Origin of the sequence: Pseudomonas sp. Pseusp11, from assembly GCF_047304405.1 — a bacterium.
Classification (GTDB): Bacteria; Pseudomonadota; Gammaproteobacteria; order Pseudomonadales; family Pseudomonadaceae; genus Aquipseudomonas.
The window spans coordinates 146,645-158,881 of sequence record NZ_JBGLZF010000007.1; the positions used below are offsets into that span (position 1 = coordinate 146,645).

A 12,237-nucleotide genomic window follows, 5' to 3' on the forward strand; every position below is an offset into this window, starting at 1 on the left:
CTTGCTCGGAGGCAAATCAGGTGCGGAAGTGCCCGACGGCCGCTTTGAGCTCACCGCTGACCTGCTGCAAGTCGGCCGTTGATTCTTGCAGTTGCAGGCTTTCCCTTGCGCTGCCCTCGGCCACTTCGCGCACCCGCGTCATATTCTGGCTGACTTGCTCGGCCACCACGCTCTGCTGTTCGGCGGCTGCAGCAATCTGCCGGTTCATCTGCTCAATGCTGGACACCGCCCGGGTGATCCGCGCCAGCGCCTGGGAGGCCTTGCGCGGCCAGCACCACCATTTCATCACTCAACACATGGCTGCCTTGCAAACGCTCGGCGGCTTGTTGGGCTACACCGCTCAGACGAACGATCAACCCTTCGATTTCCGTAGTCGAACGCTGTGTGCGCCGTGCCAGGCCGCGCACCTCATCAGCGACCACAGCGAAACCGCGACCATGCTCGCCGGCACGCGCGGTCTCGATGGCGGCATTGAGCGCCAGCAGGTTGGTCTGCTCGGCCACCGCCTTAATGACATCGAGCACGCCACCAATCGCCGCGCTCTCCACCAGCAGGGACCGCATGGCTTCAGCGCAACCACTCATCTCCACAGCCAGATGGTCGATCTTGCCACCCGCCTGGCGCACCAGCTCATCGCCCTCACGCGCCTGTTCGTCGGCATGCACCACCGCTTCGCTGGCCTCACCCGCATTGCGGGCGACCTCCTGCGCCGTGGCGGCCATCTGTTGCATGGCGGTGGCGGCCTGCTCGGTTTCCTGGCGTTGGTGTTCGACACCACGGCTGTTGCTCCGGGTCACTTCGGCCAGGCTACTGGCCATGCCGTCAAGCGAGCCAACACCACGGTCGATGCGCCCGACCAATCCGCGCAGGCTGCCCAGCATGCTGCCCACTGTGCCCAACAGCTGGCCCAGCTCATCACGACGAACACTGCCTGATGGCGGATCACTCAGATCCCCCGCCGCCACACGCTGGACCAACTGCACAGCCTGGCGCAGCGGCTGCACAATCAACTGGCGGATCAGCAGGCTGGCGCCAATGCCCAAGGCGAGTGCCAGAAAAGTGATCAAGCCCAATTGGCGATCGGCATTACGATTATCGTCCAGCACTGCCTGCCTCTGCTGTTCATCAGTCTGGGCCAGCAGCTTGCTCACCTGCTCGGTTTGCGCGTTCATCGCCGCACTGCTTTGCGCGCTTTGCCCACGGCTGTCGACGAACTCGACGAAGGCCTTGCGGTAGTCGCCCAAGGCCGTGCTCGCGTCCCGCAGCGACTCACCTTGCTGCTCGCCAAGATCGAGCGCCTGCAAGGCGGCCAGCAGGTCACTCATGCTCATTTCCCAGTCGCTGCGGTAATGCTCCTCGCCATCGAGCGAGTAATACAGTTCGCTGTCACGCAGCTTGGCGAGCTTGTCCCGCAATGCGGCGGTCTGCTCAAGCCGCACCATCTGGTCGCTGCTCGGCGCTGCCCCCTGCCCCAACCGGGTGTTGACCCCATCCAGTTGATCGAGAAACAGCAGGGTAAAACTGTCGCCTGCCGTCTGCGCCAGCGTCTGCATGCGCAGGCGCGCTTCGCGAGCCCGACGCAACGAATCAGCGTAACCGAGAAACTGCTCCAGATAAGCGCTGCCAGCCGTGCGTACGGTGGCGTGGGATACGCCATTGGCCGGTTCATCATCGAGTTGCTGGCTCAGCTTCCCGATCCTCTCGCGTATCAGCTCCAGGCGTTGCGGAGCAAGGTCCAGGGCGAACGCCTTCTCGTCGATACGGGCACGCAGGATCAATGCCTGGATCGATGACTCCTGACGCGATTGCTCACCGCGTTGTTGCAACACACTCAGGGAACGAAAAGCAGTCGTCGCCACCCCCAGGGTGACCAGCAGCACCAGGCCAAAACCCAGCGACAGCTTGGTGCCCACCGATATATTGCCAAGCACGCGGCTCAGTACAGGCATGTCCAACTCCTCCCCCGGTAGTGGAAAAACATCCTGCCCCTGGCGCCCAGGCTGATCGATGTGCCGGAATTGGACTCACTCATTTGCCGATACCTTGTTCTTGTTGTTGTGCGCGCCCGGGACTCCAGCCAACGGCGCGGTGTAGCGCCAACTCTAGTGAGTCGTACCTCAACGACACCAATTGCATCCCGCGTTATGAGCAATCGCAAAGTACGATGATAGGTATCTGGATTTGCTGCTTGAACTGTGAGTAGAAAACCCTTAGGCCAATGGCGCACATACGCTCTATCACCGTTCGCAATACCTCCCATCCCGACTTGCGATTGGCCAAACAATTACCCACCCCTTAGCCTGCTTAGAACCGCCAGGTCAGGCTATCACCCGCTCCGGACCTGGCCGCCGGCCTTTGCTTGCACAAGGACAATAACAATCATGTTCCGTTACTTTCCGACCAACTACGTGTGGAATCTTTCCGTCGACCTGGCCATTGAGATGGGCGCCCGCATCGGCGAAATCGAAGAAATGTGCGCGCCGCTTCAGGACGCCGCCAAGCAGCCGGATTCCGCCGGCAGCAAGGCCTTCCGTGAGACCTGGGCGAACATGGCCGACAAGCTTTGCGGCCTGGCTGAAGAAGACGAAGGCAAGGGTCGAATGTTGTCTGCCGGTGAAAAATACAACCGCGCCGCGACCTATTACCTGAGCTGCGAACGCTTACAGGCCCATGGTGCCCCTGGTCGCACGGAGCTCTACCAACGCTTTTTACATACCTTTCAACGTGGTATAGAACTGGCGCGAGAAAACTGCGAGCGAGTTGAAATCCCTTACGAAGGCAAACACATTTCCGGTCTGCTGGTCCGTGCCGAAGGCGTCAGCGGCCCAGCGCCGATTCTGGTGCAGGTCAATGGACTGGATTCCACCAAAGAAATGAAATTCCGCGTCGGCCTGCCCGCCTGGCTGGCGAAACGTGGCGTTTCTTCTTTGATCATCGACCAACCCGGCACAGGCGAAGCGCTGCGCCTGCATAACCTGACTGCGCGTTTTGACAGCGAGCATTGGGCCAGCCGCGTGGTGGACTGGCTGGAAACCCGCGACGATGTCGACGCCAAACGCATTGGCCTGGAAGGTGTGTCGCTTGGCGGTTACTACTGTCCCCGCGCAGTGGCCTTCGAGCCGCGCTTCGCTTGCGGGGTAGTGTGGGGTGCCAACCATGACTGGCGTGATGTGCAGAAACGCCGGATGGAAAAAGAAGGCAGTTTCCCCGTTCCACATTACTGGTCGCATGTGTCTTGGGTATGGGGTGCCAAAGACACCGATGAGTTCATGAGCATCGCCGAGAATGTCCATCTGGACGGCATACTGGATCGCATCAAGGTACCCTTCCTCGTCACCCACGGTGAAAAGGATTCGCAGATTCCGCTGAAGTGGGCACACCGCACCTACGAGCAGTTGGTCAATAGCCCTAAACGCGAGCTGAAAATATTCACTGAACGTGAAGGCGGCGTCCAGCATTCGAGCTTCGATAACAGTATCAATGCCGGTCAGTACATTGCCGACTGGGTCGCTGAAGTTCTCGGCGGTCGTACTGCATGATGGATGTGAAACCGCACTAAACTCGCGGCTGGTCTTGGCGCGACCTTATGGTGCAACTGCGCGACTCGGCGATCTTTTAGCCCCTATCGGCCTGAGTCCTGTATTCGACAGGACTCAGGCCGCTTGGCTTCAGCCTGATACACGACCGGCGACACGGCAAGCAGACCATTTTCCAAGTGGTCATCTTTCCTAGAGTAAATCGGACGAACATGAACGATATCGATCACGGGATCAACCTGGCTGGCGAGCAGTACCTGTGGGACGACTTCGCCTATGCCACCCGCGAAGGTCTGATAGGCGATATCACATTCATCGAGGCCCCCACCGCTTCCCATGACCGAGGCATGCAAGGCCAGTGTTTCTCCAAGCTACAGTTCGACATTGCAGAAGCCCCCTGTCCCGCAAGCCGAACAGCGCAACCTACGTCTGCGTGCACTAAAGGACAACTGATCAACAATCGACATCAGTCCGCGTGAATAAGGCGGACTGATGCCCCCCCCCCCGCGAGTTGCCATGTAGCACTGAAGGAGGAGTAATGATAATACGATCGCCACACTATCCAGTGCGGGTCTTCGTCGGTGAGATTGATCTATTCGTGTATGTGTGCGTGCGGGCCGGTCTGTCACTGCTTCGGTGGCTTGCCGCCGGATTTCGCCTAGGCTTCGCACTTGGCAAACTTGGCGTGATACTCGGCCTGCAAATTCTGCTCAATGCAGAAACAAGGTACCAGGATAAAGGAACGGCGGCTGAAACGCTGGAAACATGAAGCCATCGCTGATGCGATGCAAGCATGGGTAGAACATGAGCCAACGATAATGAAGGTTCGCCGACAGGCCGTCGAGCATCCTTTTAGGACGTTCAAGTACTGGGGGGAGCTACCAATTTTCTTACTAAAACCCTGTTAAGTATGAACAACTGGACGCCAATTTAGGCGGAAATCCACGCCAGATATGGGCCACTGACGACTAAACAACATCATTCCTTTCACGCTGAATTCAAACAGGATGTTGATTTGCAAACACACTGAACCGACTCAAGGAACAGTCACCGCACGGAAGCTCACATCAGTACAAGCCTCTAAAACGTACCTAGCGGATCTGTTCCTCAGACATGAGGCCGCTCCTATGTACACATCCGGCAGCTGCAATCCGCTGGCAAAAGTGTTTTATCGTCCCATCGATGCCGCCATACGTTGGTGTAATCTTATGGCTCATGAATCTCAGATTCTTGAGGCCACCAAGAATTGCCCTGCAATGCTGTCCACGACCTTCCCTCAATGGCCATGCCTCCACGCCAACACCGAAAAAATCTTAGATGCGGTGCGCAACCATGAGCTTCCGTTTGGCTTTTTCGGCGTGACAGTAGCACCAGGAACACCCATCGACTGCCGACTGCTCACGATTAGGCATACAGACCTCAAATGGTGGATGTTCCATCATTATCCCGATCAGCGTCCGACGTTTCTTTTTGGGAAATTCCCCGCTGAGAACGAGCAAATCAGCTTGGGGACTTACCTGACGTTGCGAGCTGATCGAGATGCGCTTGAGGTAGAGCTCAAAGCGAGTGACACCGCCCTTCGTGAGCTCCTTGAAGAGCTCAAGGCTATCGGTTTGGAACGGGAAAGTTTACGCACACTCGTTAAGGCACATGGCAAGCTCAGCGAACGCAGCGAAACGGGATATCAGCATGTAATCGGCGCCTTGCTCGAAACCCTGCTCGGCTCCTCACCAGCCGGAAAACCGAACTCCGTATTCGATAGCCAAGCCGCTATAGTTGATTCAATAACTGCACACTATGAAGGCACCCCTGGGTTAAGCAAACGCTCTCTCGATGAAAAGTTTGCTGCCGCCCGACGCAGCCTTTCCCGTGCTTAAGTCTGTGCATTGCATTGCAATAGCTACGACTGCAGTGCAATGACTGCCGGACTTTTCTGTTTTTGAATTCAGGTCTCTTCCCAATATGCGCTATCCGGCGCCAAGGAATGACGACCATGCAATCCCAAACATCCACTGACACAGCTCAGCCTCAGCAATCGCCCGAGCGTCACATCATGCGGCGTGACGAGGTGGAACGAAAAACCGGCTTCAAGCGTGCTCACATCTACAACTTGATGAAGGAAGGTAAATTCCCTCAAGCCAAACGCATTGGACTGCGCGCGGTCGGTTGGGACTCGCTGGAAATCGAGCATTGGGTCGCTGAGCGCTTAGGCCTGCGGGCCTGATGTGATGCGTGTTATATCGGTGGTCTCCACTAAAGGTGGAGTAGGCAAAACCACAGTGGCGGCCAATCTCGGCGGCCTGTTGGCGGATGTTGGCCTACGCGTCCTGCTGCTCGATCTGGATAGCCAACCCACCCTCTCCAGCAATTACGCCTTGAGCCGGAAAGCTGTTGCTGGTGCGTACGAGCTCATTGCACTCAACTTAACAGCATCTGAGCAAATTATTTCCGAAACTGTGATCGCAGGGCTCGACCTGATCATCTCCAACGACGATCAAGGCCAACTGGGTACATTGCTGCTGCACGCCCCTGACGGGCGATTACGGTTGCGCAATCTGCTGGACAATTTTCGCCCCGGTTATGACCTGCTTTTGATCGACACCCAAGGCGCACGTAGCGTGCTGCTGGAGATGGCCATCCTGGCCTCCGATCTCGCCCTCTCTCCCATCACGCCGGAAATGCTCGCCGCCCGCGAACTGCGCCGCGGCACCTTGAAGCTGCTGAGTGAGCTCGAACCGTTCCGTCACCTGGGCCTTACACCGCCACCGTTGCGACTGCTGCTGAACCAGGTAAATAGCATCCGGGTAGACACGCGAATGATCATCCGTGGCCTGCGCGAGACCTTCGCTGGGGCTACCAACATCTCGGTTCTAGACACCGTAATTCCGGACCGAGTGGCTTATCTCAATGCCGCTTCACTCGGTCTACCCGTTCACCGAATCGAGGTCCATCGGTCACGCGAGCGACGCTCGTCATCAGCGCTGGAAACCATGCAAGCGCTGGCCATCGAGTTGTTTCCGGAATGGCGCGAAGCGATCTCTACGGTGAGCTGATATGCGGAGGCTCGATGAGACGAATCGATAAGCCCGCATTTCTCGCCAAGTCATTTTGTTTGTTCGACCTTGAGGCCAACAGTGTTTGGCAAGGAGTCTTTTGATGTTGGATCAACTTCCCATCATCGCTCAACCATCCATTCGACCACACCACCCACCTTGCGAGGAGTACTGCACCGTGGTCTTTCGCCTGCAGGGTGGGCGCTCGGCCATGGGTTGGCTCCTCGCAGAACTCTCCCAACACTTCGAAGGCTCGGGGACTGCCGAGATCGTCAAGTTCGAAGTCGGTGACCATTTGCGTAACCGGCGTTAACTGAGGCTGTTCAGATGAAGAAGCTCAGTCAGGAGGAGATAACCGACAAGCTGCATCAAGACCACTTCCCTCGGTGTCCAGAGCTGGAGCGGCTGTCCGATCCACTCATCGACACGCCTATGCTGGTCACTCTGGAGCAGTTGCGGCCCTACGAACACAACCCACGCTTCATCCGCAATCCGCTGTATGACGATATCAAGGCCTCGATCCGTGAACGCGGGCTGGATCAACCGCCGCCGATTACCCGCCGCCCAGGAGAAACCTGTTTCATCATCCGCAACGGCGGTAATACGCGCTTGGCGATTCTCGGCGAGCTGTGGCAGGAAACCCGCGACGAGCGCTTCTTCCACATTCATTGCCTGTTCCGACCCTGGACCAATGAAGTCACCGCCTTACTCGGCCATCTGGCCGAAAGCGATCTGCACGGCCAACTCACCTTCATCGAACGTGCTCTGGCCGTGGCCAAACTCAAAAACATGCTCGAAACAGATGGCGCTGTGCTCTCGCAACGTGAGCTGGCACGACGTCTTGCCGCTGGAGGCTATCCCATTTCGCAGTCGCACATCAGCCGAATGCTGGATACCCTCGAACACCTACTGCCCGCCATTCCACAAACCCTGTATGCGGGATTAGGTAAGCCCCAGATCGAACGCTTGATCGCTCTGCGTAGCCAGGCAGAACGAACCTGGAATCGTTATCCAACCGTCACCGTTGCGTTCGCCGAGTTTTGGCTCGAGACCCTGGGCTACTTCGATGCCGATCCTGAATCCTTCGATTTTGAGCAGATCCAGGATGAACTGCTCGAACGCATGAGCCGCTTGCTCGGACAGTCCTACCGTATGTTGGCCCTGGAACTGAGCGATACCCAACGGGTCATCTCGACGCCTGGTGTTGTCGTCACCACGCCCTCGGAGAACAGCCATCTGCCGAACGTTGATGAAGTCGCGGCAGGACCTCCCTCCTCCGGGTCCCGTCCCAAATCAACTGAGACCAGGATCCAGACCGAAACAGCGCGAGAGGAGCTGCTCACACCGTCCGAAACGAATGTCGTATCCGTAGTCAGTTCTCCGTCACGTATCCAACAGATTCGCGAGCAGATTGAGCGCAGCACTGCCGCTGAAGTAACACCGACCGTCGAAACCTGCACGATCGACGATATCTGGAGCATCGCACCAGCACTGGATACTCCCGAACAATTGCGTTTAGCCATCGCCGGACTGGCTCGGGAAATGGCGGCCTATGCCGGACATCCCGAGAGCATCATCGATCAGAAGCTTGGCTTGGGCTTCGCACTGAACATCGAGCACCTTGATCTTGCCGCGCCTCGCGCGACCGGTATTCACCTACTGCTCCTGGCCCTGTTGCGCGCTCAAGACGACGTGAACTGGGAGGATCGCAAGCAACTGCCCTCAGCCCTGTTCGGTCAGCTGTTGTTGGGGGTCTATCAACTCCCGCTGACAGATCGTCCTGCGGTGGATGTCGGACTGGAACGACTGCCCGACAGTCTGTTAGTCAAACTGTATCGCCTGATCCGCCTGGCCCGGCGCCTGATTGACTTAACGCTTACCCCTGAAGACGACTCATCGAAGGAGTTGCCATGAACCTGTCCTTCAATGTGCTCAACCAAGCCATGCTGACCCAGGTACTGCACGAACTGCGCCAGGGTAACCTGCAACGCTGCAAGGCACTCGGACTGAGTGAGGACGCCATCTTCTTGTTGCAATCCTTACCGCCCACCACGCTGTCGCGCCTAGCCCACGCCACCGTACCCTGGGTTGAGGTCAAGATTGACTCGCCGGTGCTGCATCGGTTGATCGAGCAAGCCGAACGCGACGAGCAGAACGAGCGCTTGATTAACCGAGCGCTCAAGCTCGGCGCCAGCAGCACCATCATGTATCAGTGCTTCGGTTTGGCACATTCGGAAACCGCCCTGCGCCGACGTCTACTCAAGATAGAAACCCGTAAAGGCCGCCCTCAGCATTTGAGCGAAGCGCAGGAACATGCTCTCTGGCAGCGTTGGTGCCAACTACGCGCTCAAGACGGGACCGAGGATCAGCTCGACGCCATGATGATGCTGGCGGAGGAGCAACAGATCAGCTTGACCATCGTTTGGCAGCAGGTCGACCAGTACAGCAACGGAACATGAACACTGCCCCTTCCAGTCGCTGGCGACGTGTCCTGCAGCAATGCACCCAGCAGTTGAGTGAACGCTGGCCCGCACGCCCTACCACTGAACCACCCTCCAACCAGGCTCTGCAGGCTGGCTTTCTGTTCAGTGGCCAATCACACGAAGTCGTGCCGCGTCGGCTGCTGTTGGATAATCGCCTGACGCCATTGGAGCGTAATGCCTGGCAGGTGTTTCGACTCATGCTGCAAGGCCAGGGCGTGGTCACACCACGCTATGAGAATTTGCAGCCTTACCTGTCGAGCGTGCCCTATGGCGCGTTCGCCTCCCGTGAAACCATTGCTCGCGTGTTGACGATGCTCAGGCTCACTCGCTGGCTCAGCTTGGTGAGTCGCGGCCGCGATCAGGTCAGCGGGCGTCTTCAAGGTTCGCTGTATGTCCTGCACGATGAGCCGTTAACCCCCGTCGAAGCCATGGAGCTGGATCAGGACTACTTGGAACTGGTCGGACATTCCCTCGCTCATGCTACCAAGGCGGTGCGCATCGTCGCCCAGCATGCTGTGGAAGAAATTCGCCAGGACACCCGTATTGATCTGGGTCAGCTCCCCACGCGGCTCGACAGTTGGGGCGAACACTGGATGCAGCAAGGATTGGATCAGGCAACCGATGACGCGATGCACGATTCCGAACTGGGCGGCGATCACCTCGTTCGGAATCGTGCAGGCCCTCGTTCGGATTCCGAACCGGGCTTGCACGCCAATGTTTCCGGCGCAGTTCGGAATCCGAACGCCGCCTGTACTGTATTAAAAGAAAGTACTTTTACTGTACCGCGCGCGACCCCAACGGTGGATAACCTGCGCTGGCCCGATCCGCTGCACCTGAGTCCAAGCGAGCGTCAAGCCGTCACTGTGGCGCTGAACAAGCTCAAGCCAACGGATCGTCAGGCGGTGCTCAACGAAGCCGGCGTACGCTGTGCGGCCGGAGGTGTCCGCAAGCCAGCGGCCTATCTGATGGGCCTGATCCAGCGTGCGTTGAAAGGCGACTTTCATCCTTGGGCAAGTCAGACAGAACGTCCACCCGTTGCAGAGCTGCCTCCAACGGCCCCCTCGCGCCCGTCCCGACAACAGGGCGAACCCGCTTCCGCCCTCGCCCAAGCGTGCCTGAATGAGCTGCGCCAACTGCGCGGAAAACGCTCTGGACCTCAGTAGATTTGATGCCACTGGCATCAAATCTACTGAGGTGCAATGTGAGAACGCAAAGGGCCGAACCAGCGCAATCCGACCGGAAGGTCATCGCCATGCATGGGAATGATTCCACCGGCGTCACTCTCGAACGTCTCCGGGGTTTACTCTCTCACACCAAACCGAACAGACCGCATTCAGCTTTTTGGCTGCCCTTGACCATCATCTGTCGCAACGTTCCCGTCCAGGCTTATGCGAGGACAACACCGTGGCCGATCACTATCGACTTAACCTGGGCTCATTGCGCAGTAGCATCACCCTGACCCTGCACACTCACCACGCCGCCCGAATCTGGCAAGGTCGGACCGCACGCGAAGGCGTCCACTCGATCATGGGCATGGCCGGCTACATCAGTGTCACCAACCTGATCAAACAAACCGCGGCCCAGGACGATCCCTATGCCGACTGGGCCATCGTGCAACTCGAAGAAAAACTGATGCAGGCCAAAGCCGGGATGCTGGAACTGACCCAACAGCTGGATCGGATCAGGCAGGACCTGCCGACACAGATCGACATGAGCGACAACCTCAACATCCACCCCGTCACCTTGCCGCTGTACATCGGCAGCCAGCTGGGCTTTCTGGCGGTCTACCTGCTGACCGACTACGACACCCTCGTGCGCCGAACCCTGTTGGCCCATCACACCGCCTTGATCGGTCGCAGAGACATGGAAGCCTGGATCGACGACGGTGCCCATCTGCTGCGTAGCCTGTTCGGCCAGGCACAGCGTTATCGGCATGCAGGCGTCACCCGCGACGACATGGCGGCGAACAATGCCCGCGCCCTGGCGGCCATTGAGAAGTTTGGATTGCCCCCCATGGACATCCTTGAGGGGCATCGCCGCTCCCAGTTCGCGCCACAGATTATTCGTCGTAATGCGGAGGCAGTGAATGACACTGACGCGTTGGCGGAAGAAGCGGGAGCCCCATCTGCAGCAGTGGATGAGCCGGAGGACGAAGCATGAATCCCCTGACCTCGGCTCAACCAGTGCCCTTCGAAGCGTTGACACCGGATGCCTATCAACAGCTCGAACACGCAGCCTCTCTAAAAGGCCTTTTAAAACCTTTTAAGAGTAAGGGGGAGTTGGAACACCTGGCGCAGGTGGCGAGGGAAATCGAGGCGCAGTTATGTCACCTGATGGAGGCTGTTGTGCAGCAAGCCGGACAGCCCCCTTACTCACTGCTGGATATTCGATTGGTGCTGCAAAACACCAGCGCTGGCAGCACCTTTTTGCGTTGGCGCACCCGTGACTTTGCCCGTATGGGGGTCTCGGTCTGGGAACGCCAGGTCTGCAACCAAACCCTACCGCAGGCCGTACGCCAGGGATTGCACCGTTTCGAATGCGATCGCATTGCACTGAACTTGCAGATGAGCGTGGTGCATTCGCTCTACCGCCAGGCCTCGACCTGCGCGATCAAAATGGCCAGTGCCGAACGGTTACTGCGCCAACTCACAACCGCAGTGGAGGTATCAGGATGAGTACTTTTTTTGTCGGCGAAGGCAATATCGGCAGTGCGCCAGAGTTCCAGGAATTTCCATCAGGTAATGACGAGCCACGGCGTTTGCTACGGCTGAATGTCTACTTCGACAATCCCGTACCACGCGAGGTCGGCTATGAAGATCGAGGTGGCTATTGGGCGCCAGTTGAGCTCTGGCACCGCGAGGCTGAACACTGGAGCACGCTGTACCAGAAAGGCATGCGTGTGTTGGTCGAAGGCCGCACAGTGCGCGATGAGTGGGAGGACAGCGAAGACAATGCGCGAGTCACCTTCAAGATCGAGGCCCGTCGAGTCGGCGTCCTGCCTCACCGCGTGCACAGTGTGGTCATGCGGGAACGATCCAGCGAACCGGCGTCATCTGCGACACACGCAGGGCAAAATACAGAACAGGCCAGCTCATCTGCGTCAAAGCCCAAAAAGCGCAGAGGGCCGCCACCGTCGGACTGACAGGCTTCAGGCATAAAAATTGC

General features: G+C 58.1%; 13 protein-coding genes and 2 pseudogenes. 14 read left to right on the forward strand and 1 reads right to left on the reverse strand.

Annotated elements, in window-relative coordinates:
- Positions 1-16 precede the first annotated feature (16 nt).
- Positions 17-1,949, reverse strand: a pseudogene (locus ACCC96_RS08295) (methyl-accepting chemotaxis protein).
- Between the two features lie 432 nt (positions 1,950-2,381).
- Here ACCC96_RS08295 and ACCC96_RS08300 point away from each other — a divergent pair.
- From ACCC96_RS08300 to ACCC96_RS08365, 14 genes and pseudogenes are all read left to right on the forward strand, one after another.
- Positions 2,382-3,539 carry an alpha/beta hydrolase family protein gene (locus ACCC96_RS08300; protein WP_413695497.1) on the forward strand — a complete coding sequence of 386 codons (1,158 nt, stop codon included), beginning with the start codon at positions 2,382-2,384 and terminating at the stop codon, positions 3,537-3,539.
- A 209-nt stretch (positions 3,540-3,748) separates the two neighbouring features.
- Positions 3,749-4,015 carry a hypothetical protein gene (locus tag ACCC96_RS08305; RefSeq protein WP_413695498.1) on the forward strand — a complete coding sequence of 89 codons (267 nt, stop codon included), beginning with the start codon at positions 3,749-3,751 and terminating at the stop codon, positions 4,013-4,015.
- 59 nt (positions 4,016-4,074) lie between these two features.
- Positions 4,075-4,305, forward strand: a complete 231-nt coding sequence (locus tag ACCC96_RS08310) for a hypothetical protein (protein ID WP_413695499.1) — start codon at positions 4,075-4,077, stop codon at positions 4,303-4,305.
- Positions 4,226-4,470: pseudogene (locus tag ACCC96_RS08315) on the forward strand (IS5/IS1182 family transposase); the annotation flags it as partial. The gene ACCC96_RS08310 and the pseudogene ACCC96_RS08315, both read left to right, overlap by 80 nt.
- Positions 4,471-4,663: 193 nt before the next feature.
- Positions 4,664-5,413, forward strand: coding sequence for a hypothetical protein (locus ACCC96_RS08320; protein WP_413695500.1), 750 nt, complete (start codon positions 4,664-4,666; stop codon positions 5,411-5,413).
- A gap of 116 nt (positions 5,414-5,529) precedes the next feature.
- Entirely contained in the window at positions 5,530-5,760 is a 231-nt protein-coding gene (locus tag ACCC96_RS08325; protein WP_413695501.1) for an AlpA family transcriptional regulator, read from the forward strand.
- A gap of 4 nt (positions 5,761-5,764) precedes the next feature.
- A complete protein-coding gene (locus ACCC96_RS08330) occupies positions 5,765-6,589 on the forward strand; it encodes a ParA family protein (RefSeq protein ID WP_413695502.1) in 825 nt (274 codons plus the stop codon).
- Between the two features lie 103 nt (positions 6,590-6,692).
- Positions 6,693-6,902 carry a hypothetical protein gene (locus ACCC96_RS08335; protein ID WP_413695503.1) on the forward strand — a complete coding sequence of 70 codons (210 nt, stop codon included), beginning with the start codon at positions 6,693-6,695 and terminating at the stop codon, positions 6,900-6,902.
- A gap of 14 nt (positions 6,903-6,916) precedes the next feature.
- Positions 6,917-8,503 carry a ParB family protein gene (locus ACCC96_RS08340; RefSeq protein WP_413695504.1) on the forward strand — a complete coding sequence of 529 codons (1,587 nt, stop codon included), beginning with the start codon at positions 6,917-6,919 and terminating at the stop codon, positions 8,501-8,503.
- On the forward strand, positions 8,500-9,048 hold the full coding sequence (locus tag ACCC96_RS08345) for a DUF2857 domain-containing protein (RefSeq protein ID WP_413695505.1): 549 nt from the start codon (positions 8,500-8,502) through the stop codon (positions 9,046-9,048). The genes ACCC96_RS08340 and ACCC96_RS08345 overlap by 4 nt, the downstream gene beginning before the upstream one ends.
- Positions 9,045-10,235, forward strand: coding sequence for an STY4528 family pathogenicity island replication protein (locus ACCC96_RS08350; RefSeq protein ID WP_413695506.1), 1,191 nt, complete (start codon positions 9,045-9,047; stop codon positions 10,233-10,235). The genes ACCC96_RS08345 and ACCC96_RS08350 overlap by 4 nt, the downstream gene beginning before the upstream one ends.
- A 241-nt stretch (positions 10,236-10,476) precedes the next feature.
- On the forward strand, positions 10,477-11,232 hold the full coding sequence (locus tag ACCC96_RS08355; protein WP_413695507.1) for a PFL_4669 family integrating conjugative element protein: 756 nt from the start codon (positions 10,477-10,479) through the stop codon (positions 11,230-11,232).
- Entirely contained in the window at positions 11,229-11,747 is a 519-nt protein-coding gene (locus ACCC96_RS08360) for a DUF3158 family protein (protein WP_413695508.1), read from the forward strand. The genes ACCC96_RS08355 and ACCC96_RS08360 overlap by 4 nt, the downstream gene beginning before the upstream one ends.
- The gene (locus tag ACCC96_RS08365; protein ID WP_413695509.1) at positions 11,744-12,214 is read left to right on the forward strand and encodes a single-stranded DNA-binding protein; all 471 of its coding nucleotides are present in this window, start codon (positions 11,744-11,746) and stop codon (positions 12,212-12,214) included. The genes ACCC96_RS08360 and ACCC96_RS08365 overlap by 4 nt, the downstream gene beginning before the upstream one ends.
- Positions 12,215-12,237: the final 23 nt, after the last annotated feature.